Source organism: Asaia platycodi JCM 25414 (assembly GCF_000614545.1).
In the GTDB taxonomy this organism is placed as follows: domain Bacteria; phylum Pseudomonadota; class Alphaproteobacteria; order Acetobacterales; family Acetobacteraceae; genus Asaia; species Asaia platycodi.
Genome location: NZ_BAKW01000010.1, coordinates 21,022 through 45,362 on the forward strand (window position 1 = coordinate 21,022; position 24,341 = coordinate 45,362).

Annotated in this window: 19 protein-coding genes, 1 tRNA gene and 5 pseudogenes; 12 read left to right on the top strand and 13 right to left on the bottom strand. The window is 59.7% G+C overall.

Translation table 11 applies throughout. The features are described 5' to 3' along the window. Nucleotides 1-11 precede the first annotated feature (11 nt). The 4 genes from JCM25414_RS08935 to ggt all read left to right on the top strand — a co-directional run bounded on the left by JCM25414_RS08935 (nt 12) and on the right by ggt (nt 7,896). Entirely contained in the window at nt 12-1,049 is a 1,038-nt protein-coding gene (locus JCM25414_RS08935; RefSeq protein ID WP_025841422.1) for an Ldh family oxidoreductase, read from the top strand. Nucleotides 1,050-1,484: 435 nt separating this feature from the next. Further along, the gene (locus JCM25414_RS08940; protein ID WP_025841423.1) at nt 1,485-4,034 is read left to right on the top strand and encodes a TonB-dependent receptor plug domain-containing protein; all 2,550 of its coding nucleotides are present in this window, start codon (nt 1,485-1,487) and stop codon (nt 4,032-4,034) included. Further along, nucleotides 4,021-6,084 (top strand): M1 family metallopeptidase, encoded by a 2,064-nt coding sequence (locus tag JCM25414_RS08945; protein ID WP_025841424.1) that lies wholly within the window; start codon nt 4,021-4,023, stop codon nt 6,082-6,084. Before JCM25414_RS08940 ends, JCM25414_RS08945 begins: the two co-directional genes overlap by 14 nt. 15 nt (nt 6,085-6,099) lie before the next feature. Continuing rightward, complete coding sequence (gene ggt, locus JCM25414_RS08950) at nt 6,100-7,896, top strand: gamma-glutamyltransferase (RefSeq protein ID WP_025841425.1); 1,797 nt, start codon at nt 6,100-6,102, stop codon at nt 7,894-7,896. Between the two features lie 124 nt (nt 7,897-8,020). On the opposite strand, the gene JCM25414_RS18685 is transcribed toward ggt, so the two are convergent. The 4 genes and pseudogenes from JCM25414_RS18685 to JCM25414_RS18695 form a co-directional block, all read right to left on the bottom strand. Beyond that, nucleotides 8,021-8,647 (bottom strand): hypothetical protein, encoded by a 627-nt coding sequence (locus JCM25414_RS18685; RefSeq protein ID WP_242403467.1) that lies wholly within the window; start codon nt 8,645-8,647, stop codon nt 8,021-8,023. Further along, nucleotides 8,644-8,871, bottom strand: a complete 228-nt coding sequence (locus JCM25414_RS24945; protein WP_242403468.1) for a hypothetical protein — start codon at nt 8,869-8,871, stop codon at nt 8,644-8,646. The genes JCM25414_RS18685 and JCM25414_RS24945 overlap by 4 nt, the downstream gene beginning before the upstream one ends. Beyond that, a pseudogene (locus JCM25414_RS18690) lies at nt 8,868-9,874 on the bottom strand (ferritin-like domain-containing protein). The gene JCM25414_RS24945 and the pseudogene JCM25414_RS18690 overlap by 4 nt, the downstream one beginning before the upstream one ends. A gap of 18 nt (nt 9,875-9,892) precedes the next feature. Further along, nucleotides 9,893-10,560: pseudogene (locus tag JCM25414_RS18695) on the bottom strand (ATP-dependent Clp protease proteolytic subunit). Nucleotides 10,561-10,741: 181 nt separating this feature from the next. Here JCM25414_RS18695 and JCM25414_RS08970 point away from each other — a divergent pair. From JCM25414_RS08970 to JCM25414_RS23365, 8 genes and pseudogenes are all read left to right on the top strand, one after another. Next, the gene (locus JCM25414_RS08970) at nt 10,742-11,686 is read left to right on the top strand and encodes a hypothetical protein (RefSeq protein ID WP_025841426.1); all 945 of its coding nucleotides are present in this window, start codon (nt 10,742-10,744) and stop codon (nt 11,684-11,686) included. Nucleotides 11,687-11,785: 99 nt separating this feature from the next. Beyond that, nucleotides 11,786-12,990, top strand: a pseudogene (locus JCM25414_RS18700) (LL-diaminopimelate aminotransferase). Next, nucleotides 12,987-14,300, top strand: a complete 1,314-nt coding sequence (locus tag JCM25414_RS08980) for a homoserine dehydrogenase (protein ID WP_025841427.1) — start codon at nt 12,987-12,989, stop codon at nt 14,298-14,300. Before JCM25414_RS18700 ends, JCM25414_RS08980 begins: the two are co-directional and overlap by 4 nt. 84 nt (nt 14,301-14,384) lie before the next feature. Next, nucleotides 14,385-15,377: a class II fructose-bisphosphatase gene (gene glpX, locus JCM25414_RS08985; RefSeq protein ID WP_035443016.1), complete on the top strand. Its 993-nt coding sequence runs from the start codon at nt 14,385-14,387 to the stop codon at nt 15,375-15,377. 21 nt (nt 15,378-15,398) lie between these two features. Next, nucleotides 15,399-17,206 (top strand): annotated as a pseudogene (recJ, locus tag JCM25414_RS18705) (single-stranded-DNA-specific exonuclease RecJ). Between the two features lie 47 nt (nt 17,207-17,253). Further along, nucleotides 17,254-17,329: transfer RNA gene (locus tag JCM25414_RS08995), tRNA-Glu, on the top strand. Nucleotides 17,330-17,458: 129 nt separating this feature from the next. Beyond that, nucleotides 17,459-18,580, top strand: a complete 1,122-nt coding sequence (locus JCM25414_RS09000) for a tyrosine-type recombinase/integrase (RefSeq protein ID WP_025841429.1) — start codon at nt 17,459-17,461, stop codon at nt 18,578-18,580. A 74-nt stretch (nt 18,581-18,654) separates the two neighbouring features. After that, nucleotides 18,655-18,810 carry a hypothetical protein gene (locus JCM25414_RS23365; protein WP_159101735.1) on the top strand — a complete coding sequence of 52 codons (156 nt, stop codon included), beginning with the start codon at nt 18,655-18,657 and terminating at the stop codon, nt 18,808-18,810. A 228-nt stretch (nt 18,811-19,038) separates the two neighbouring features. Here the strand turns inward: JCM25414_RS23365 and JCM25414_RS22995 are convergent, their stop codons facing one another. From JCM25414_RS22995 to JCM25414_RS09040, 9 genes and pseudogenes are all read right to left on the bottom strand, one after another. After that, complete coding sequence (locus tag JCM25414_RS22995; RefSeq protein WP_148301017.1) at nt 19,039-19,281, bottom strand: hypothetical protein; 243 nt, start codon at nt 19,279-19,281, stop codon at nt 19,039-19,041. A gap of 15 nt (nt 19,282-19,296) precedes the next feature. Then, nucleotides 19,297-19,683: an aminotransferase class I/II-fold pyridoxal phosphate-dependent enzyme gene (locus tag JCM25414_RS21730; RefSeq protein WP_148301018.1), complete on the bottom strand. Its 387-nt coding sequence runs from the start codon at nt 19,681-19,683 to the stop codon at nt 19,297-19,299. Next, on the bottom strand, nt 19,592-19,798 hold the full coding sequence (locus tag JCM25414_RS21735; RefSeq protein WP_025841431.1) for an aminotransferase class I/II-fold pyridoxal phosphate-dependent enzyme: 207 nt from the start codon (nt 19,796-19,798) through the stop codon (nt 19,592-19,594). The genes JCM25414_RS21730 and JCM25414_RS21735 overlap by 92 nt, the downstream gene beginning before the upstream one ends. 141 nt (nt 19,799-19,939) lie before the next feature. Then, complete coding sequence (locus JCM25414_RS22435) at nt 19,940-20,260, bottom strand: WGR domain-containing protein (protein ID WP_035443021.1); 321 nt, start codon at nt 20,258-20,260, stop codon at nt 19,940-19,942. Nucleotides 20,261-20,418: 158 nt separating this feature from the next. Beyond that, nucleotides 20,419-21,399, bottom strand: a complete 981-nt coding sequence (locus tag JCM25414_RS09030) for an ABC transporter permease (RefSeq protein WP_025841433.1) — start codon at nt 21,397-21,399, stop codon at nt 20,419-20,421. Next, on the bottom strand, nt 21,396-22,121 hold the full coding sequence (locus tag JCM25414_RS23715; RefSeq protein WP_369346040.1) for an ATP-binding cassette domain-containing protein: 726 nt from the start codon (nt 22,119-22,121) through the stop codon (nt 21,396-21,398). The genes JCM25414_RS09030 and JCM25414_RS23715 overlap by 4 nt, the downstream gene beginning before the upstream one ends. A 235-nt stretch (nt 22,122-22,356) precedes the next feature. Further along, complete coding sequence (locus tag JCM25414_RS26015) at nt 22,357-22,656, bottom strand: ATP-binding cassette domain-containing protein (protein WP_199897611.1); 300 nt, start codon at nt 22,654-22,656, stop codon at nt 22,357-22,359. Beyond that, nucleotides 22,653-22,832 (bottom strand): annotated as a pseudogene (locus JCM25414_RS26020) (ATP-binding cassette domain-containing protein); the annotation flags it as partial. The pseudogene JCM25414_RS26020 and the gene JCM25414_RS26015, both read right to left, overlap by 4 nt. Nucleotides 22,833-22,934: 102 nt before the next feature. Beyond that, entirely contained in the window at nt 22,935-23,987 is a 1,053-nt protein-coding gene (locus tag JCM25414_RS09040) for a sugar ABC transporter substrate-binding protein (protein ID WP_025841434.1), read from the bottom strand. Nucleotides 23,988-24,341: the final 354 nt, after the last annotated feature.

A 24,341-nucleotide genomic window follows, 5' to 3' on the forward strand; every position in this document is an offset into this window, starting at 1 on the left:
GACGGATTTTCATGACCAACGCCACACGCTATCCGGCTGACCTTCTTACCGAATCCTGCCAGTCCAGACTCATCGCCGCAGGCGCCTTGCCTGAAGACGCTGCAGGAACCGTACGTGCCCTGATGCATGCGTCACGCCTGGGCACGGACAGCCACGGTGTGAGGCTGATCGGCTATTATGTCGACATGCTCGAAAACGGCGGCGTGAACCGGCACCCGCAGCGCCGCTTCGAACAGACGGCCCCGGCGACCGGACGGCTCAACGCCGATTTCGGCCTCGCCCATGCCGCTTCCTATCAGGCCATGGATGAAGCCGTCTCTCTGGCGCGCCATGCGGGAATCGGTGCCGTGACCGTGCATCATTCCACCCATTACGGGGCGGGAGGCGCCTATGCGCTGGCCGCTGCCGAACAGGGCTTTGTCTCGCTGGTGCTGAGCAATTCTGACCGCGCCGTGGCTCTGGCGGGAGGGCGGGCGCCGTTTCATGGCACCAACCCCATCGCCATGGGCGCGCCCGTGCGCAACCGCAAACCGTGGCTGCTCGACATGGCCACATCTTCCATCCCTTTCAACCGCGTAAAGCTCTATCGCAGCCTCGGCCTGCCCCTGCCGCCCGAAGTCGCCCTGAACGAAGAAGGCCATCCCACGCTCGACGCCATGCAGGCACGTTTTCTGCAACCGCTTGGTGGCATGGCCTATGGTCACAAGGGGGCGGCGCTCGCCGGTATGGTGACGATTCTCTCTGCTATTCTCGCAGGGGCCGATCCCGACCCGGTCATGATTTCGACGACTGAGGCGCAGAAAGGCCCGAAGCCACAGAATGTCGGCCATATCATGGTGGCATTCGACCCGGCCCGCTTCATCGGTCAGGAGGCTTTCGAAGCCGGGATGGCCCATTATCTCGACCTCCTTCATGCCTCGCCCGTCGCAGAGCCGGGCGTGCCGGTCTGCGCGCCGGGCGACAAGGAATGGGAAGAGGCCCTCCAAAGAGAGCAGCTCGGCATCCCCGTCGATCCCGATACGGAAAAATTCCTGGGCCTGTCCCACTGACAGATCCCGGCCCGAGCTGCTGGCGGCTCGGACAATAGCCCGTCTTCGGGCAGCAAATATTCCCAATGACAAAGAAGTCGTCAGGCTGCGCAGCTATCCGCGCAAGCTGACGAGGCCACCCGGTATCGATGACAGGCAATTCTGCTCCTGACAATCGCTTTCAACGCGCCAGAAATAACCGAAAATAAAATCCAGATTCCATCGACAATCATCGATCCGGCATTACTGGATCAATGATGGATTTAGCCCGACGCAAAATCAGTCCATATAACCCGGCGCACGGCCTATATCATAAAATCATAATCCACAGACGATCTGTGTTATAAAAGAATATGTTACATAAAGTTTCCTTTTCGTTTATTGCCCAAAAGGTCAGCTTATGCTCGGATATTACGAATTCGTATCGTAATGATGTCGTGCTGAAAGACCCCGTGAATGCCCCGCAAACTGCCGGCTGCCAGAAAAACCCTTGCGCCGAAAACCCTCGTTCTGGCCCTGATTTCATCTACTGCCCTTTTCCAGGGTTTTTCACGCCCGGTTCTTGCTGCTGACACAGGCGAGGCCCTGCATGGCCAGCATAAACCGCACGGCCACCACCCTGCCGCATCGCAGAAAACCACCGACCGGAAAAATACTGTCGGGACAGATATGTCGGCACAGCATCGGAAAAGAGGCGCGGAGAAGGGGGCTGATGGTGGCAATGAAGCAATCATCGTCACCGGTACGCGCTCTTCGAACAAGCGCGTGCGTGACAGTTCCTCGCCCATCACCCTCTATACCCAGGCCCAGATGGAGCGTACCGGCGAGTTGAACCTCGCCAGTGTTCTGGCACGCCTCGACCCGTCCATCAGCGTCTCGGCGCTGGGCAACGACACGGCGGCCCTGACCTCGTCCATCCGTATGCGCGGGCTGTCGGCCAACGAGGTTCTGGTGCTTGTCGATGGTAAGAGACGCAACATTACCGGCAATATGGCGGGAGGCACTACCCCGGTCGATCTCAACATGATCCCGGCGGGTGCCATCGATCATATGGAAGTGCTGCGCGACGGCGCTGCCGCCATGTACGGGTCGGACGCCATTGCCGGAGTGGTGAACATCATCACCAGAAAGACCGATCATGGCATTCATACCTACGCTCAGACAGGCGCGAACGCCTATAATGGCGATGGCTGGCAATATCTGATCGGTGCCGATGGCGGTCATAAATGGGGCAATGACGGCTTTGTCCATATTTCCGGTCAGGTCTATCACGCCGATCATTTCGTCGCCGATAACAAGAGCACGCGCGACCATCGCTGGACGGCCACATCGAGCTGGCCCGCCAATTCGAACAAGATCGAGAGCACGCCCGAAGAGACCCGTGAAAATCTCTCGATCGAATGGGGCAAGGATGTCGTCGAGGGCCTGCGCACCTACGGGCTCGTCACCTACGCGCATCGTCACGCCGAAGCCTATGAGAATTATCGTCTGCCCGGCGCCTCGGCCCCGACCACGATCTATCCCTATGGGTTCTCGCCGCTCGAAACGATCGACGAGAATAATTTTCAGGCCAATCTCGGCCTGAAAGGCGATAATCTTTTTGGCTTCAACTGGGATCTAAGCACGCTTTACGGCGAAGACGATGACGATATCGGCGTCAAGAACACCTATAATTCCAGCTATGCCAAAATCTATGGCTATTCGCCCACAACCACGCGCGCTGCGACCTATCGCATGGCCCAGTGGACGAGCAATTTCGACATGCGCCGCAATTTCAATGTCGGCATGGCCACCCCCATGACCTTCGCCATGGGCGCCGAGCATCGTCTGGAAATGTACCATGTCGGGGCGGGTAATGACGCGTCCTATCTCTATGGCGGCACCTCTGGCTATGCAGGCATTTCCCCCGTCAGCGCGGGCACGTGGCAGCGCAATGTCTGGGCCGGGTATCTGGATGGCGACTTCCATCCGCTGAAGCACTGGGATCTCGATTTCGCCGGTCGCTTCGAGCACTATACCGATGCTGGCAATACCGAGACCGGCAAGGCCACCACGCGCTATGATTTCACACGCCGCATCGCCATTCGCGGCACGATCAGCACAGGATTCAGGGCACCGACACTGGCTGAAGAGCATTACAGCTCGCTAAGTGTCTCGCCGACAGGCGCGTCGGGCCTGCTCGGCGCGAATAGCGCGGCTGCACGCGCCATCGGTGCGTCACAGCTCAAGCCCGAGCGATCGACCAGCGCCGAAGGCGGCATCGTGCTTGAGCCGATCGACCGTTTCCACATCTCCGCCGACGTCTATCAGATCAATATCCGTGACCGTATTCTGGCCGCATCGAGCATTGCGGGCACCTCTGCCCTTGAGGCGATCCAGGCTTCGGGCGTCGATATCGCAACAGGCAACGGCGTTTCCCTGAGCAATATCAAGGCTAATTATTACGCCAATGCCGCCAGCACCCGCACGCAGGGCCTCGATATCCAGAGCGATTACCGCTTCCTGCTGCATCGCTATGGCTCGCTCGATCTCTCGCTGCTGCTCAACCTGAACCGCACGGTCGTGAGCCATCTCAACACCAATATTTTCAACAATCCCTTTGCCAACGCCCAGACCCAGGCCTCGGCCCAAGGCGTGCCGCGCTCGAAAATCATCCTCAACGCGCATTGGGATTACGGCAAATGGGGCGTCAATCTGCGCGAAACGCGTTTTGGCTCCTACAAGACCCTGCTCACCTATGAAGATCTCGCACCGTCTTCTGTCCGCTATTCCACGACCACCTTCCTGCCCTTCGAAAACACGCCCGTCTGGACCACCGATCTTGAGGTGGCCTATCGCTTCAGCAAGCACTGGCGCTTCGCGATCGGTTCGAACAACATCTTTAACCAGCGCCCCCGCATGGTGCCGGCTGTCGTGAATTATCTCGGCCCGAAGATCTACGACTCAGCCTCTCCGCTTTCGATGACCGGCGCCTATTATTTCGGCCGTGTCGATGCGAATTTCTAAGCCACGCTATCGGGCAGCGACAAAGCCCCTTCTCAGAGCCAGCGCTGCAACAGGGCTGGCCACATTCCTTGTCGCGGCGGCCCCCTCTCCCCCTCCGGCCCAAACCGGGCCGGAACCCGCACATATCTTCGCGCCCATCGATTATCCGACGGCGATCAACCGCTATCGTTCTGCCGATGGCACACCCGGCCCCGATTACTGGCGTAACCGGGCCGATTACCGCATCGAAGTGGCGCTCGATGCCCCCACCCATCGCCTGACCGGGCGAGAAACCATCACCTATCGCAATAACTGCCCCAGCAGCCTGAACGTGCTGTGGATGCAGCTCGACCAGAATATCTACCGCGAGACATCACGGGGCGCTGCCGCCATGCCAGCGCGCTTCAAGGCGCATGGTCACACCGAGGGTGTGCAGATCGACCATGTTGCGCTGCTCGACGCCCATGGAAAAGAAACCACTGTCACGCCGCTGATTTCCGACACACGGATGCAGATCGCCCTGCCCGCCCCGCTGCCACCCGCCAGCACGATCAAATTCAATGTGTCGTGGCATTACGAAGTGCCCGGCATCTGGGGCGGACGCACTGCCGTTACCCCATCGCGAAACGGGGATATTTTCGAGATCGCGCAGTTCTATCCACGCATGGCCGTTTTCGACGATCTGCGCGGCTGGGATACTGCCCCCTATCTGGGTGGCGAATTCTATCTCGATTACGGCGATATTGATTATCGCGTCACTGTCCCTTCGAATTTCTTGGTCGTCGGATCGGGGGCGCTGCTCAATGAAAGCGAGGTTCTCACCGCGCAGGAGCGTCAGCGTCTTGCACAGGCACGGTTCAGCGAAAAACGTGTTCTGATCCGCGATCAGGCTGATATCGAAGCGGCTTCTCATAGACTCACCAGCGGCACACAGAGCTGGCATTTTTTCATGCCCAACACACGCGATGTAGCTTTCGTCGCTTCTGCCGCCCTGCTTTGGGATGCTGCAAGGCTGGATCTGCCGCCTGTTGTCCCGGCCCCTGGGCTGAAACCTGCGCCACGACTGGCGATGTCGGTTTACCCCGTAGAGGGTATCGGCCCCCAGGCCTGGGACCGCTCGACGGAATATGTGAAGCATAGCATCGAGTATTTCTCGTCGAGCTGGTATCCCTATCCTTGGGCGACCGCCATCAATGTCGGCGGTCATGGCGCCGGAATGGAATATCCCGGCATCGTTTTCGACGGCATGCAGGACCGTGATGCCAAGCTCTTCTGGATTACCACCCATGAGCTGGGCCATGGGTGGTTCCCGATGATTGTCGGCAGCAACGAGCGTCGACATGGCTTCATGGATGAGGGATTCAATACCTTCATCGACTCCCTTGCCTCTCAGCATTTCAACAAGGGAGAATTCGCCCCCAAGCAGGATGGAGAATACGCCCCCGCTACGGGCAAGCCTGCCGATGACATCGTCAAGATCCTGACAAACCCGGTCTATGACCCGCTCATGACCCCCTCCACCATTCCGGGGCACGGCAACCGTCATGCCATGGCCTATTTCAAGGCCGCTTACGGGCTCGAATTGCTGCGCAGCCAGATTCTGGGGCCGGAGCGGTTTGATCGCGCTTTCCGGCATTACATCGCCGCATGGGCGTTCAAACACCCGACGCCGTCGGATTTCTTTCGCCTGATGGAAAGCGATGCCGGTGAGGATCTCTCCTGGTTCTGGCGGGGATGGTATTTCGAAAATCGCAGCCCCGATTATGCGCTCGACACGATCGATTATCCCGATCATGACCCGGCGAAAGGCGCCTCTCTGACGATCAGCAGCAAGGGATGGCTCCCTTTGCCGGTAACACTCGCGGTCACCCGCGAGGATGGCAGCGTCGAACGCCTCGTGATTCCGACAGAAGTCTGGAGCGGCGGAAATACCCATGTGGTGACGCTCCGGGGAGGCAGCCCCGTACGCCTCGCCACACTCGACCCGGATCATGCCATTCCCGATATCGACCGCAGCAATAACGCGCTCAGCCCGGCGCCTCCATCCACTTCGCCCTCCTCTTCCCACTGATTTCAGGACCGCCCCATGGCTTTTCCCGCTTCACCCTCCCGTCGCTGGCGCCAGCGTCTTTTTGCTTCTGCCGTTTCCTGCGCCGTGTCGGTCTCGGCTCTTGCAACCGCCCAGGCGGCACCTGGAGGTGACGCGCTCAATTTCGGTGGCGCCATGACCAGCCGCCCCCCTATTCCCTCGACCCAGGGCGCGCATGGAATGGTGGTCTCGGCGCAGCATCTGGCCTCGGATGTCGGGGCGAAGATCCTGCGTGACGGCGGCAATGCCGTCGATGCTGCCGTGGCCGTGGGCTATGCGTTGGCCGTCGTTTATCCGGCGGCGGGCAATATCGGTGGCGGCGGGTTCATGACCCTGCGCACGCCAGATGGCAAAGCCTATTTCATCGATTTCCGCGAACACGCCCCGCTCGCTGCTACCGAGACGATGTATCAGGACAAGGAGGGCAAGATCATCAAGGGGCTCTCGACCATCGGATGGAAATCGGTCGGCGTGCCCGGCACGGTGGCCGGGCTTGATCTCGTGCTCAAACGCTGGGGCCGTTTGTCGCGTGCCAAGGTCATGGCCCCTGCTATCGCTCTGGCCGGTGAAGGCTACACTCTGGAAGAGAACGACGTTCACCTGCTGAACACCTCGACCAAGGCCTTCATCAACGATCCCTATGCCACGAAAATCTTTCTGCGCGCCGACCGCCAGCCCTTTACAGTTGGCGATCGCTTCAAACAGACCGACCTCGCCCGCTCGCTGCAAGCCATCGCCGATAAGGGGCCGGATGTCTTTTATCGCGGCTGGATCGCTGAAGAGACAGTGCGTGTCAGCAAGGAGAATGGCGGCCTGCTGACCATGGCCGATTTTGCCGCCTACAAGCCGCGTGTCATGGCGCCGGTACGCTGCACCTATCGTGGCTATCAGATCGATACCGCCCCGCCACCAAGCGGAGGCGGTGTGGCGCTATGTGAAATGCTGAACATTCTGTCGGGCTACGACCTCAAGGCCGAAGGGCTCTACAGCGCGCTCTCGACACATCAGGAAGTCGAGGCGATGCGTCACACCTATTCGGATCGACGCGATCTGGGTGATCCTGCCTTCGTCAAGAACCCCGTGGACCACCTTATCGACCCGGCTTATGCCGCAAAAATCCGCGCTGGCATCCCTGCCGAAGATGCTGTTGCCTCAGCCAGCCTCATGGCTGGTGACCCGCAGCCCGAAAAACGCGAAACAACGCAATATTCGATCATGGATCACTCGGGCTATGCCGTTTCCGTCACCTACACGCTCAATGGCTGGTTCGGGGCGAAAGTCATGGCGGGCAGCGCCGGGTATTTTCTGAATGACGAAATGGATGATTTCTCGTCCAAACCCGGCGAGCCGAACATGTTCGGCATTGTCGGGAGCAAGGCCAATGCCATCGCACCCGGCAAGACGCCGCTCTCTTCCATGTCACCCACCATTCTCTCCAGAGATGGCAGGGCCATCATGGCCATCGGCAGCCCGGGCGGCTCCCGCATTCCCACCATCACCGTCGCCGCCATTCTGGGTGTGGTCGATTACGGCATGACCATTCAGGAAACCGTCGACATGCCGCGCATTCACGAACAATGGCAGCCCGAAGCCGTCGAAATAGAACCCGGCGCCTTGGCGGAACCGGTCATGGCCACACTGCGCGCTCACGGCTACACGCTTGAAACACATCAGCCCTGGGGCTCCGTCGAAGGCGTTCTTGCAGGCGGTGCCAAGCTAGGTTCGCATCCCGACGGCCATTTCTATGGCGGTTACGATCGTCGTCATGCGGGTGGCGGCGCGACCGGAGAATAAACAAGCAAATTTTGCGGGGCGCTGCCCCGATCACCGGAAAGGGGCGCACCCCTTTCATCCCTATTTGAGGGCGCCCAAAGGGCGACCGCCCTTTGGCGGGGCATGGGGGAGAGCCCCATGCCTGTCAACGCGACAGACCGCGCCCTTTATCCCATAGGCGCAACCCACGCAGCGCCAGATCGGCAATGCCGGGAAGCAGCCGGGGTTGCATGAGACCAGGGTCGAATGCCGTCATGCGACGGGCATTTTCGCGATAGCAATCCTCGACGAAGCCGCGGAAAGAGAAGCCGTCGAGAAAGAGATTGGTCTGGGTCACGGCGAAATCGCGCCCGTCATTGGGCTCCTGCCCACGACGCACCATACCCAGAAGGCGGCTGAGCGCGCGCAGGTAGAAATGCAGCGATTTGAATGACCGCCTTGCGCGGCCAAGGCCGCGACGCTTTTCACGCCAAGCCATATAATTGATGAAGAAGACGATGTGACGCGTCTCTTCGAACATCAGGATATCGAAGATCTCGAACATCTTTTCGGGCAGGAAGTGCGACTGGCGCGCACTTTTGAAAGCGCCAAACCCGAGAAAGGCGTCGAGACATTCACCGAAGCCGAAATCGATGAAGGCTTTCTCGAGATCGGCAGGGAATTTCTCGATCGGCTGCTTCTCGGCATCGAGACCGTAACGCTCGATCATGACGCGAATCAGATCGGCATGACGGGCCTCTTCGTAGCCCTGAAGCCTGACAGCCTCTTTCACCTCAGGTCGATGATCTGGGGCGTAAAGGCGTCGACAATGGCCCCAGCCCGGCGCTCGGTATGATACACCTCCTGCCAGAACGGGACCGCACGGAGCCGGGACAGTTCTTCTTCCGTCAGTTCGGGCCAGGGGAGCGTCTCAGGATCGAACACCTGATGGGTGTCGATAAACTGCTGACAGAAATAGTGCTTATGCGCCTCTGATCCCGGCTCAATCATACTCATGCAGGGGCGTGCTGCGCTTTATGGCCAAGGCGTGAACGCACCGCACCGGAAGCCTTGCCCCACAGACGATAGGCAGCCAGCCCGGTCTTGACGAGAGTCGGCGTTGTGGTGGGACGCAGCAGGCGATGATCGTAGCCGGAGAAGCGGCGATCGTTCTCATCAAGGCAGAGCTGCATCAGCTCGGGCACCTTGATGTCGATATCCGTCATGTCCTTGGCACCGGTCACGGTGAAATTATTGTCCTGCGTGTGCTCGTTGCCCTCGGAATCGATCGAGCGCGCCAGATCCATGCGCTCATAGGCGAGGAAAGCCCAAACGCCGAGAACGCGCGCTTCGAACACCGGACGCTTCCACCAAGCATGGTAGCACGATGCCATGCCAGCCAGTTGGCAAAAAGCAGGATATGACGGCATTCTTCCTGCATGACCGGCTCGAAGGTCTCGATCAGCTCCATCGGGAAGAGACCGGCACGCTCGGCCAGAGCAAACAGACCGAAGGCGAAGAAGCTGTCGACGCATTCCGAAAAACCGGTGACCAGATAGGCCCATTCCGTGTCTTTCGGCTCGATATAGGGCGGCTCGGGGGCCATTGGGATGTTGTAGGCCTCGACCAGCTTGGAGAGCACCTCCTTGTGGCGGTTTTCCTCCCAGGCATTGCGACGCAGGGCGTCCTTCATGTCCGGGTCGTCGATCATGTCGGCATAGGCCGCCATGCGCAGACGGGCCTTGCCTTCGGTCTGCACCGCAATGTCCCAGATGGGCAGGGAGGTGATGCGATGCAGGGTTGCGGGGTCCAGCTCAGGCCATTCGATGACCGAAGGTTTGTAGGGGTTGAACGTCTCCCTGAACATGTCGGCCACGGCACGCTTGTGTTCTTCCGTGCCCGGCTTGAGCGGACCGGGAATGGCGCTGCTCCAATGACGGGCTTCGAAATCGGCCTTGGCCAGGGTCTTGTCTGACGGCGCATCAGGAAGATGGCTGTAGAGTTGTTCAAGACGAGACATGAGAGAGATTTCCTCTTCTTATTCCTTGATGTCGCTCATTTTGCTGATGACGCGCGAAACAAGGCCATAGGCAATGGCTTCTTCGGCGGACATCCAGTGATTACGATCAGTGTCCTTGGCGATCTTCTCGTAGGACTGGCCGGTTTCACGGGCAAAAAGACGGTTGAGGCGCTCGCGCATCTTGATGATTTCGCGGGCTTCAATGTCGATATCGGTTGCCGGGCCACGCACGCCGCCCATCGGCTGGTGCAGCAGGAAACGCGTGTTCGGCAGGCAGAGACGACGCTCGGGGCGACCGGCGGCGAAAATCAGGCGCCGGCAGACGCGACCCAGCCTGTGCCGATCATGTTCACCGGAGCGACGGAATCCACGAAACGGATCATGTCGTGAATGGTATCGCCACTCTCGACATGGCCACCCGGCGAATTGACGTAGATGTCGATCGGCTTGTCGGACGCGCCTGCCAGAGCAAGGAGGCGCCCCGTCACATCACGAGCGACCTTGTCGTTGATTCCGCCGAAAATCAGCACCTTGCGCTGTTCGAACAGCTTGCCCTCGATCTCTGCGCCGGGCGGCTTCTCGACAGCTTCTTTCTGCTCGGGCGCGTCGGGGGTCTGAGGATCGGGGTCTTCATCGTCGAGACGCGGGGCGAGACGGAAAAGGTCCTGGGGTGTCGTACCACGCATGCTGGGGTTCCTATGTCGGTGGAGCCTGTTCATCCTTTATATGTTGCGCTCGATAGGCGCCCCTCACAAGAGCCCCCCCGATTTTTGCTCCAAATCAAGCATCTCGCCAGAAAGAGCGGGAACGGTTAGGGTGGCGCCAGCGCGAGAAAACCGGACAAGAAACGCAAGTCGATCGGAAAACATGCAGAAAACAGGCTGGCTGCGAACAGGCTTTGCCATGACGGGCATCATGACACTGGCCGCCTGTGGGCATAGAGACGCCGTCGACACGGTCGGCAACTGGTACAACCAGTATCAGGGCGGCGAGATTGCCAAGCAGCGCCCCCCTGCGCCGGGCGTGCACGGCCCCTATCCACGCGTGGGACTGACCCCCACGACGAACGTCGATCTGCCCAGCGCGCAGGCCCGTCAGGCTCTGACCGCTCGCATGACGCTTCAGCGCAATCTGAGCCAGCATGTCGCCGTGGCAGATGGTCCGCTGACGATTGCAGCCCCTCCGCCTCCACCGCCCAAGCCGCGCGCTTCCACTAGCGAGAGCGGCTCGTCGATGAGCGTCGTCGCGCCCGGACAGACGCCTCCCGCCACGCCATCTGCTACTGTGAATACCCCCGTTGCCAAGACGGCCGGATCGAAGACGGCGGACGATACCAGACCGGCCTCTGAGGCGGCTCTGCCCGAAGTGACACGCTTCGCCCCACCGCCCATCAAACCGGGCGAACTGCCCCAAATCGGCGATCTACCGCCCGTCGCACCCAACTTCCCGGGCTTCGCCATCCCGCGCGATGCAGCGCTGCCCGATATCGCGCCGCCTGCCTATGATCTGACTGAGCCGCATGGCACGCTGATCCGCTTCAATCAGGCGTCAGACCAGATCGCGAGCGGACAGGATGGCGTGATCGGCAAGGTTCTGGGCGCAGGCAGCCCGCACGACATGCTGTTCATCAAGGGCTTTGGCGAGATCACTTCTTTCCAGCCCTCCGAACAGGTGCTTGGCATCAAGCTCGGCCTGCTTCGGGCACGCGTGCTGGCCCAGAGCCTGATCCTGCGCGGTATACCGGCGTCGCATATCCGCATCAGCGCAGGCGCGCTGGGACGGGGTGCGAGAATTGACCGCTCGCCTTACTGAGGAAGGTTCCGCCGGTTCTGGAATCGGGTTAGTGAAGATTGTCGGAGTCGCCCTGACTCCGGTAATTTTATTTCAACCCTGTGCCCCCGAGCCGAGAAAATGACCGAAGAGTTTCACCGTATCCGTCGCCTGCCGCCCTATGTGTTCGCCGAGGTGAACAAGGCCAAGGCCGCGGCCCGAGCGCATGGTGAAGACATCATTGATCTGGGCATGGGCAATCCTGACAGCCCCACACCGCCCCATATCGTCAAGAAGCTGGTCGAGACCGTGGCGGACCCGCGCAGCCATCGCTATTCGGTCAGCAGGGGCATTCCCGGCCTGCGTCGGGCGCTGGCAGGCTATTACGAACGCCGGTTCGGCGTGGATCTGAACCCTGAGACAGAGGTCATCGCGACTCTCGGATCGAAAGAGGGTCTGGCCAATCTGTCTTCGGCCATCACGAGCCCCGGCGATACGATTCTGGTGCCCAACCCCTCTTATCCCATCCATCAGTTCGGTTTCATCATCGCTGGCGCCTCGGTACGCTCGATTCCGGCGACGCCCGATGAGGACATGCTGCGCGCGCTTGAACGCGCCGTGCGCCACTCCGTGCCCAAGCCTACCGCGCTGATCGTGAACTTCCCGTCCAACCCCACGGCATTCACGGCCTCGCTCGACTTCTACAAGGAGCTGGTGGCGTTCGCCCGTCGCGAACAGATCTGGATCCTGTCCGACCTAGCGTATTGCGAAATCTATTTCGGCGACGAGCCGCCGCCATCGATCCTACAGGTACCGGGCGCGAAGGACATTGCGGTCGAGTTTACCTCGCTGTCGAAAACCTATTCGATGGCAGGCTGGCGGATGGGGTTTGCCGCAGGCAACCCCCATCTGATCCAGGCGCTCACACGCATCAAATCCTACCTCGATTACGGCGCCTTCACCCCCATTCAGGTCGCGGCTGTGGCAGCACTCAGCGGGCCGCAGGATTGCGTGACCGAAATTCGCGACATGTATCGCGAGCGACGCGACGTGCTGATCCGCGGATTGCATGCCGCAGGCTGGGATGTTCCCTCGCCCCAAGCTCGATGTTCGCCTGGGCCCCCATCCCCGAGCGCTTTGCCGAAATGGGCAGCGTCGATTTCAGCAAGCTCCTGCTGAAAGAGGCTGGCGTGGCCGTCGCGCCGGGTCTTGGCTTTGGTGAATATGGTGAAGGCTTCGTGCGTATCGGTCTTGTGGAAAACACGCAGCGCCTGCGTCAGGCGACACGCGCCATCAAGACCTTTCTCAACAAACATGGCGTCCAACAGGCAGAGGCAGTTTCGTGAACGGTCAAACTCTTCATCTTGGTATTGCTGGTCTTGGCACAGTCGGGGCCGGCGTGGTGCGTCTGCTGCGCGAAAATGCCCAGGCCATTACGGCCCGTGCCGGACTCAGCATCGAAGTGGTGGCCGTCTCGGCACGTGATCGCACGCGCGACCGTGGCGTCGATCTGTCCGGCCTGACCTGGCATGACGACCCCATCGCCCTTGCCTCGGACCCAAAGGTCGACGTGGTGCTCGAGCTGATCGGTGGCGCCGAAGGGTCGGCTCGCGCATTGGTTGAGGCCTCGCTCAAGGCTGGCAAGCCGGTCGTCACCGCCAACAAGGCCCTGCTCGCCATTCACGGGGCCGCACTCGCCACACTGGCAGGCGAGAACAACACCTCGCTTCTGTTCGAGGCCTCGGTGGCAGGCGGCATTCCTGCGATCAAGCTGGTGCGCGAAGGTCTGGCGGCCGATCATCTGCTGCGCGTGGGCGGTATTCTGAACGGTACCTGCAACTACATCCTGACCGCTATGCGCGAGACAGGTCGCGATTTTGACGATATCCTCGCCGAGGCTCAGGCGCTGGGTTATGCTGAGGCCGATCCCTCGACCGATGTCGATGGCTGGGATGCCGCGCACAAGCTGGCCATTCTGGCTGGCCTCGCCTTTGGGCGCCCGGTGCGCTTCGACAGCCTGCATGTCGAGGGTATTCGCAATATCGCCGCATGCGACCAGGCTTTTGCCCGTGAAATGGGCTATCGAATCAAGCTTCTGGGCAGTGCACGCAGCGACGGTTCAGGCCAGATCGAGGCCTCGATGCGCCCCTGCATGGTGCCGCAATCGGCACCCATCGCCAATGTCGATGGCGTGTTCAATGCCGTCCTGACCGAAGGGGCCTTCAGCGGTCCCATGCTGATCGAGGGGCGCGGTGCCGGTGCAGGCCCGACGGCGAGTGCAGTTCTGGCCGACGTGATCGATCTGGCACGTGGCACGGCGTTGCCGGTCTGGGGCATGGCGCCCCAGCCCGAGATCGCCTGCGCCCCACGCGAGACGCTGCGCGGCGCCTATTATCTGCGGCTCTTCGTTCAGGATCGCCCGGGTGTCGTCGCCGATATCACGGCAGCACTGCGCGATTACGGTGTCTCGCTGCGTGCGCTTTCGCAGCACGCGGCAGAACAACAGGTCCAGCCAGCAACTTCACAGACGGTTGTACCGCTTGCGCTTGTCACACATGAAACCAGTGAAGCGGCCATGCTTTCCGTCCTCACTGCCCTGAAACCCCTAAAAACCGTCATCGGCACACCTCTGCTCATGAAAATCGAGACTGTGTGATGTGGCAAAGACGGCACTTACCGGCATAACAGGGCGTGTCGCAATTCCGGCTCAGCCGGATAGAGTACAGATAGGATTTACCGGATGCCTTTCTCTCCTAAGTATAAAGTGACGGATCGCAACCTCGCACTCGAACTCGTTCGCGTGACAGAGGCGGCGGCCATCTCGTCATCGGCTTGGACGGGCCGTGGGGAAAAGAACGAGGCTGACGGTGCGGCCGTTCAGGCCATGCGGGCTGCGTTCGACACGGTAGCGATCGAGGGAACGGTCGTTATTGGTGAGGGTGAGATGGACGAAGCGCCGATGCTCTATATCGGCGAAAAGGTGGGCGCTGGCGGGCCGAAGATGGATATCGCCGTCGATCCGCTCGAGGGCACTAATCTCTGCGCCAAGGACATGCCCAATGCCATGACCATGGTGGCGCTGGCTGAGAGCGGCAATTTCCTGCACGCTCCGGACATCTATATGGAGAAGCTGGTCGTCGGGCCGAACCTTCCCCCCGATCTGATCGATATCGATGCCCCCATCGAGACCACGCTGCGCGATCTTGCCAAGGCCAAGGGCAAGGATATCTCCTCCATTACCATGTGCGCCCTCGACCGCGAGCGTCATGAGGAGCTGATCGCCCGTGCCCGCGAAGCCGGCGCACGCGTCATGCTGCTGACCGATGGCGACGTAGCTGCTGCCATTGCTGCCTGCATGGACGAAAGCCGCGTGGATATCTATGCCGGTTCGGGCGGCGCGCCGGAAGGTGTTCTGGCTGCCGCTGCCGTGCGTTGCGTGGGTGGCCAGATGCAGGGCCGCCTCATGTTTGAGGATGAGAGCCAGGTCGAACGCGCCCGCTCGATGGATCCGGGTAACGACCCGACCCGCAAGCTTGGCCTGCACGACATGGCACGCGGCGACGTGCTTTTCTCGGCAACGGGTGTCACCACCGGCACGCTGCTGCGTGGCGTACGCTTTTACGGCCCGACCATTGCCCGCACGCATTCCATCGTCATGCGGTCGAAATCAGCGACGGTGCGCTTCATCGAAGGGCGTCACGATTTCTCCACCAAGACGTGGGCAGCTCACTGAACCCAGACTATAAGGGGGCGCATGTCTGACGCCCCCTCACTCATCGCCTCGCCAGAACCGGTTCTTTCGGTCCATTCCAGCGGTAGCGGAAGGGCCTGGGTCTGGCGCGATGACAGCCTCGCCACTGGCGATGGCAGACAGGCTCTCGCCATGGCGCAGAGAGCCGCCATTCCTGAAATTCTTGCCCGTATCCTCCATAGTCGAGGCGTGGAAGCTGCCCGTGTCGCTGCGTTTCTGGACCCGCGCCTGCGCGACTGGTTGCCAGACCCCTCCTGTCTGCGCGACATGGACAAGGCGTCCGCCCGACTGGCAGAAGCGGTCAGGACTGGCGAAACGATCGGCGTCTTTGGCGATTACGATGTCGATGGCGCCTGCGGCACCACCATCCTGACCGAGACCCTGCGCGATCTCGGCTGCGCCGTACATTTTCATATTCCCGACCGACAGAAAGAGGGTTACGGCCCAAACGGGCCTTCTCTTCAAGGCTTGCGCGAAAAGGGCGCCACGCTGCTGATCTGCGTCGATTGCGGCACGGCGGCAGTCTCGCTGCTCGACAGGCTACGCGAGGATGGCGACATCATCGTGCTGGACCATCACAAGCCGGACGGTGCTGTTCTGCCAGGATGCATCGTAGTGAACCCCAATCGCCTGGATTGTGACTCCGGCCTTGGCCATCTCTGCGCCACCAGCGTCGCTTTTCTCACCCTCATTGCCACTTGCCGCGTGCTCAGGCTGACAGGCTGGTTCGAGACGCATGAAGAGCCTGCCCTGCTACGCAAGCTCGACCTGGTCGCCCTTGCGACGATTTGCGATGTCATGCCGCTGCGCGATCTGAATCGCGCCTTCGTAGCGCAGGGTCTGCGCGTGATGGGGCGAGGCGAGCGGTTGGGGCTTGCGACGCTGGCCTCTGTGGCGGGCGTAAAAGAGACCGCGAGCGCCATGGCCTGCGGCTTCGGCATCGGCCCGCGCATCAATGCCGGAGGGCGCATCGCCAAAGCCGAACTGGGCGTGACGCTTCTGCTCTGCGACGACGCCTTCGAAGCGCGCGCCCTTGCTGAGAAACTCGACGAGATCAACCGCCAGCGCCAGACGGTCGAAGCCGACATTCTGACAGAGGCCTACCACCAGGCCGAAGCGCAGCTCGATGCAGGTCATGCCGCGTTGTTTCTGTACGGAGAAGACTGGCACCCCGGTGTGGTCGGCATTGTCGCCAGCCGTGTACGTGAGCGGTGCAACCGCCCCGTTCTGGTCGGCGCAGTGCAGGAGGGTCTGATCAAGGGATCGGCCGCTCAGTGCCCGGCATCGATATCGGCGCGGCCATTATCGGTGCAAGCCAGTCGGGCCTGCTGCTGACGGGCGGCGGCCACGCGATGGCGGCTGGTTTCTCCCTCGCGCAAGAGAAGGCTCAGGCCTTTCATGCCTTCCTTGACGACTTACTCGCCGAAGCACGCCAGCGCCCACGGCATGACGCGCTGTGTATCGATGGCATTCTGAGCCTACGCGGTGCCACGGCAGAGATTGCGACCCAACTCGCCCGGCTCGGGCCGTTCGGTGCAGGGCATGAGGAACCGGTCATTGCCATCAGCCGCGTGCGTGCCGTCAAGACCGAGCGCATCGGCCGCGACGGCAATACGCTGCGCGTCATAATGCAAGGCGAAGATGGCGGCAGGCTGCGCGGCCTCGTCTTTCGGGCAGCTGACAAGGCCTATGCCGCCCTGTTGGAAGACCGGTCCATGCCCGTTCTGCACGTGGCCGGACAATTGCGCTGCGAGCAATGGCAAGGTCAGGACATGCTTAGCTTTTTTATTTTGGACGCCGCCACGATTTAGGGTTGACCCCTCCCCAACGCTGGGATAATCAGCCGCTCACGCCTCCAGTCCCGTTCGTCTAGAGGCCTAGGACACCGCCCTTTCACGGCGGTAACACGGGTTCGAATCCCGTACGGGACACCACGGCATTTGCCGCAGTTTTCTGCGGAATGTAGCCTGTTAAAAGCAAAATCCTGATTTACCAAAGTATTGATTTTGAGCCATTCCTGAGCCAATCAGGAAGTTATGGCTCTTTGGTATCAGGGGCTTCGCATGAGCGAATCAGAAAAATCAGGCATCGATCCGGCCACAGGTAAACCGCTCCCAAAAGGGTTCTGGTACCGCGGCGCGGGCCAGTATCAGGCCCGCAAGATGGTCGACGGCAAACGCCTGAGGAAGACCTTTGCATCCTCAGCGTTGGCTCGCCGCTGGCTAACTGAAAAACGTGCCGAGGTCGATCTTCGCCAGTTCAAGGACACATCGTCCCTCGACAAGACACCACTCAGACGATTGGTGGAACGCTATCGCGACGAATGCATGGCCCATCGCCAGGGGGACCGTACGGGCCACATCCCTGCCCTGCTCGATGACCCTGTCGTTAATGTTATGGTGAGCAAATGGCAGCCAGCTGACGTTCGGGCCTTTCGCGATCGCATGCTGTCCGACGGTTATGCGCCAGCGACGGTGGTCAAGCGGCTCAATCTCCTCGCCAGCATCGTCCCGCACGCGATCAGTGAGTGGGATATCCATACGGTCAATCATGCCTCCGGCAGGGTTGTAAAACGGCCGCAAGGCGCTGACAGGAAGCGTAACAGGCGGTTGGCCATTCTAGATAATGAGCTTAATCTTCAGAGTGAATATGACCGCCTTATAGAGGTTGTTTCGGCCTCTGAGCATGCGGACGATGTATGGCTCGTCAAATGGTCGATCGAACAAGCCTGTCGTCTATCGGAGTCCGTTTCTCTCTGCTGGAGAGACATCGATTTCCGCAATCGCACGCTGTCGCTTATCAGAGTGAAGAGCGAGCGACACCGGGAGGAGCTCGGTCCTGAGAAGCGCCCCCTGACACCCGGTGCACGGCGCCTCCTCGTCGAGAAACTCAAGCAGATGCCGCACAGGCCCGAGCCGCACGAGAAGATCTTCAATATCGGCAATGAGAAGGCGTTCTCCGTCCGCTTTGGCCGGATGACCAAGCGGGCGGGGCTGACCAACCTCACCTTCCACGATCTGCGCCATGAGGCGACGTCGCGTCTCGCGCGCTATCTTGCGAACCCCCTAGATCTGATGCGTATCACTGGACATCGCGATCTGACATCGCTCGACCGATACTATCAACCCGTCATGCAGGAACTTGCAGACAAAATTGAGGCGAATGAACCGACGCTTATAACATAGATGCTCGATCGCTCCCCTATTTCCGATAATTCTTATTATCGGAAATAGGTGCAGGGCGCGCAAGAGCGCGCCGGATGGGTTCAGAAGCCTGTTTCAAAGGCACGAGTTGTGGCGGTTCGGATCGTTTTTCCACTCATGCCGATACGCGCCAAGCCGGACGGCAGCGTCTGCTTGAATCGCGAGCGGATATGGCGGTCGGGCATATTCCTGAAAGCTGGCATCTGGAATGATTACTGAAAGCCTAACCAGGGCCGCATGCGAAACCCACTCGATCGGTGGTCGGTGAAGCCACGGTCGGCGGACGGTAAGCCGCCTCCCATGTATCTCCCGGTTAGCGTCGTGTGTACAAGATTGTTCAATTAACCATCCTTGTAAGCCCAGCGATTGCGGCATTGCTCACGTCGGCCATGTTCAACCAGATTTCCAAGGCGCGCTTTGGTAGAACCATTTTGCCGCGATCATCGTGTCTTTCTAAGAATCTCTCGTAGAGCCCGATCTGTACGAGTAACATCTTCCTCGGTACCGATGCTCACGCGGATCCAGCGATCGAGTGGCAGAAAAGGCTTGCCGACGAGCAATCCGTGATCGGTGAATGCCTGTCTTGCATCAGGCACGGGGAGTGGGCTCTCGAAAAAGACGAAGTTCGCTTGGCTGTCTGTATGGCGGAGGCCGATCTGATCAAGGGTGCGTGTGAGGCGCATGCGTCCGTCGGTGATCTATGTCCGGACTTGCGCCACCCATGCTTGATCCGCCAAAGCAGCACGGGCAGTCGCGATAGGCAGCCGACCAATACCGTGTGCATCGCCGAAACCGGCCTCCTGAAAGGCGTGAACGAGTGAGGGCGGGGCGACGAGATAGCCGATTGGCAGCCCGGCCAGGCCATAAATCTTGTTTAGTGTGCGAAACACGGCGACGTTGGCCCCCGACCGGATAAGAGCTACCGCACTTCGGGCCCGAGGCGCATATTCGATATAGGCCTCGTCAACGATCACCGGTGTCCGTCGCGAAATATCAGCGAGGAAAACGCTCGAAGTGGTTCGGATCGCTCGCCACTCCGCTCGGATTATGCGGATTGACGAGGTATAGCGCTCTCGTCCCGGCAGTCACGGCACATGTGAGTGCGAGCAGGTCGTTGCCAAGGGACGCATCGAGCGGGATGCCAATCACGCGGGCGCCGACCGGACGCCCGGCATCGACGAGCGCCGGATAGTCAGGCACGGAGTAGACGAAATCTCCGCCCGGCGCGCCTCTCGCGGCGCCAGTTCGGCCGTTTTCAGGAAACGATCGCGTTCGGCAATGGTCAGATATTTCCACGTCTCCTGCCGGGAGTGTGAGAGCAAAGCCTCATTCCTTTCTGTCTCACATTTTCTCCCTCCGGGCCCGATACCCCCGCTCCACCTTCTGTCCGAGCACCGCGTCAAGCGCGCCCTGAGCCGCTCCCCGATCGCGATAGAGTGCGATACGAAATTGGCCACCTGTGCCGATCCGTCCCCAGTGACGAATGAGGACGGTGCCGCCGAAGAGATCTTCCTGCAGGGAGAGGCGGTAAAAACGCCAGCATTTGGTGGCGGCATCGATACGCGCGAGATCGGCCTCTTCGGGAAAGAGACAAAGCTGAGTGAGGGGCGGGACGGAGCCTTTTAGGGTATTTTGGGCATTTATCCGAGTGAACTGTATCACAAGTGCATGACAGAAGACAGCAGGATCGACTGGAAGATCCGTGTTTTCTGGGAAAAATCAGAGCGCGGAAGGCTTTAGAACCGCAAATATATTGTGCATACCGTAGCCAGCAATCACATAATTTAAGTGGTCCCCCACAGAGCGAGGAACCGAGAACTTCAGGCGCGCCCTCTCGTAAAGCGATCGACCAGCATGGCAACGATGATGATCAGGCCGGTGGCGAGAAGCTGATAGAACGCCTGAACATTGAGCAGAGTTAGTCCATTGCGCATTTCCCCCAGCACGATGGCGCCAAAGATCGTGCCGACAACGCTTCCCTTACCGCCCATGAGGGAGGCACCACCGATCGCAGCCGCAGCGATGGCATCGAGTTCCCAAAGATTGCCGAGAACGGGTTCTGCTGCGCCAAGCCGCCCGATAAGGATCATGGCGGCAATCGAGGTAACACAACCCGAGATCATGTAGGTGGCGATCTTGGTTCTGGCGATGGGAACACCTGCTATACGGGCTGCTTCCTCATTCCCGCCCACGGCAAGAATATACTCGCCAAGCGGCATTTTGCGCAGGATAAACCAGGCGACCAGCCCGATCACCCCGGCGATGATAACAGGCACGGGTATGGGACCGAGAGTGCCGTTGAAGATCGTACGGAAGCCGCGATCCAGCCCAATGATCGGATTGCCACCCGTATAGATCAGGGCGAGAGCCCGAAAGAGGCTGAGCGTACCGAGCGTGACGATGAAGGGTTGCAATCCGGCAAAGGCCACGAGCGCCCCGTTACAGAAACCGCATAACAGGCCTACGCCGATCCCGGCGCAGAGTGCCAGAGGAATGGGTATCCCCGCATGAAGCGTACTGGCAGTAATCACGGCTGAGAGCGCGGCAACCGGGCCGACCGACAAATCGATTCCTCCTGCGACGATCACCAACGTCATACCAAGAGCAACACAGGCATTGATGCTTGATTGCTGGAGGATATTGATAGCGTTGTGCGCCGTCATGAACAGCGGTGTCGAGAGGGTGAACACAACGGCGATCACCACAAGGCCGATCAATGTTCCTGCGTCGCGCAGATTGGGAAGCCAGCGCAGTCTCTGCCCCGTTTCGGGCCGCAGGGTAAGGGTTTTCTGTTGGCTCATGACACGAGCTCCGTCTGGGCTGTCTGCAGGGTCTCTGCGGCATAATGGGCGATGGTTTCCTCCGACAGGGCGTCGCGCTCGAGCGTTGCCGCGACATGGCCCGTGCGCATGACAAGCACACGATCACTGACGGTCATGATCTCGAGTAATTCCGAGGAAACGACGATGATGGCCTTGCCTTCGGCAGCGAGCATGCGGATCAGGCGATAGATCTCCTGCTTGGCGCCCACATCGATACCGCGTGTCGGCTCATCCAGAAGAAGTATCTCCGTTTCAGCAAGCATCCACCGGGCCAGAATGGCTTTCTGCTGGTTGCCACCACTGAAAAGACGGATGGGCTTGTCAGGATCCATTGGGCGCAATTGCAGATCGCTATAGAGGGAATTGATCCGTGCGCGCATCTGTTTGGCTTTGATATGTCCCAAGCGTGTAAATCGTCCCAGCGAGGTGATTGCCGTATTGGAAAGGGCGGAGCGCAGTGGAATGATGCCGTCACGCTTTCGCTCCTCAGGTACCAGACCAATGCCAAGCGCAATGGCATCACGCGTAGTGCGAAACTGACGTGCGACGCCCCCGACTTTGATTTCGCCAGAATCCGGCTTTTCCGCGCCAGCAAGCAATTGCAGCAATTCTGTTCGTCCGGCGCCCACCAACCGGCAATGCCGAGAACCTCGCCCTTGTGCAGATCGAGCGAGACATGCCGCACCTTGTTGCCCCAGCACAGATCCCGCGCTGTCAGGACGACTTCTTCAGTCCTGAACGACACATGCGCAAAGGCCGAAAGTTCACGCCCGACCATCATGGAAACCAGCTCGCGCTCACTCATATCCCGCAGGTTGACCTCGGAAATATGGCGGCCATCACGTAGCACCGTGCCACGATGACAAATACGCATGACCTCATCGAGCTTGTGCGATACATACACGACCGACACGCCCTGACGGCACAGATCCGCAATCACCTGTTCGAGCTTCGCGACTTCAGTGGGCATGAGACTGGACGTAGCTCATCCATGGCAATGATTTTCGCCTCGAAAAGCAAAGCCCGGGCGATTTCGACAAGTTGGCGGCTTGCTACGCGCAAGGTATGAATGGGCGCACGTACATCGATAGAGGGGTCGAGACGTGAGAGAACCTCCTGAGCGCGAATTTCCATTTTGGTGCGTGCCAGGACGGGGCCGTACCGCAAAGCGCGGCCCAGAAACATGTTCTGGGCGACGGTGAGTTCCGGAACCTGTTGCAGTTCCTGATGGATCATGCGACGCCCGCCATGCGGGCTCCTGCCATGGTATAGCTGGGCAGTTCCGTACCATCGACGCGTACAACGCCTGAGGTGGGACGCACAACGCCAGAAAGCATTTTGAGTAACGTCGATTTTCCAGCACCGTTTTCGCCCAGAAGGGCATGGGCGGTGCCTGGTTCGATCGTAAGGCTGACATTGTCTATAACCCGTGTCTCGCCGTAGCACTTGACGAGATTTTCGAGTGCCAGCCGGGGGAGGGAATAACCGTCCATGACCAACTCCTGCTTCCAGCGTCAGTGAGACGATGTGGCGTCCTCTATCAGAGCGGCCCTGACGCTTTTCTCATCGCCCGTAAACCTGGCCATGTTCTCGCGTGTGACTAGAACCTGCGGCGTCGCCACAACCCGGGGTAGTTTTTGCCCGACAGTCAGGCGTGTTGCGGCATCAAAGGCAATTTCACCCGTCAATACTGGGAAGCTGTCGACCGTCCCCTCCATGTCGCCCGCCTTGATCGAACTATAGGCATCCGTAGTGCCATCCGTGCCGAAAACATGCACCTGTTTGGCAAGGCCAAGCGATTTGACCGCCTCGACGGCCCCAAGCGCCATCGTGTCGTTATTCGCATAGATACCGACAAGCTTTGGGTGGGTCTGGAGAATATTGACGGCGGCATCATAGGATTGCTGGCGGTCCCAGTTACCCGGAACACTGGCGACAACCTTGAGCTTGCCCGAGGCGACAATCGTTTCCTTGAAGCCGATTGTGCGCTGAAGGGCAGCGAAAACGCCCGCCTGACCTTCAATAATCGCAACTTCCCCCCCATTGGGGTAGTGCTCGATGAACCATTTCGCCACGCGTACGCCATTCTCGCGTTGAACGACGCCGACGAAATGGCCGATCGAGCTCACCACGGCATCATCGACATTGATCACAGGGATGCCGGCCTTCTCGGCTTCGTCGATGGCAGGCTGAAGATTGGCATCTGTCTGCGGCGAGATCATGAGTGCCTTGTATTGCGGGCCGATCATGTTCTCCATCATGGCAAGCTGACCCATCTGATCAGACTCACCTTGGGCAGCCTGCACATCGACTTTTGCGCCAGCATCGGCCGCGGCCGTCCTGTAGCCCTTGGCAAGGAGGCGCCAGAAATCATTTGTCAGCGTCTTGAGAACCACTCCAATTTTCTGACCCTGTACATGCGGGGCGGGGCCATATTTTTGCGGGACCTGATACCAGGCGATCCGATCGGGTTCGCTGTCCGGATTGAGCGGCGACAAATCTGCCGCGAGAACGCTCGATGACAGCAATGCGCTAAGTGTCAGACCTGAAACAACCGTTTTCCGCATGATACGCGCCCAATAAAATGAGGATAATGCTGGTGATCGGCTCCGAAGCGGCATGATTGCGGTACGGAATACCGGCCAAGCGCCGTTTCTTCGGCGTTCAATGCCTCATCCCCCGTTTTCTAAACGCGTTTCGGTAATTCATTTCCTTAGGTGAGCCGTACAATCGATAGCCTCGACCTATAAGAAGCGAAAAGCTGACCTCCTTTAATTTCTATATATATGTTAATTTGTGAAGTTATAAATCACAAAATGGTGTTTTAGTATTAAAGCCAAGTGCTCTGCTCGTTTGCTACCCGTTGAGCATAACGCCTCCAGCAGATGGGTAAGGTCGCGATTTTATAAAGGACTTAATAG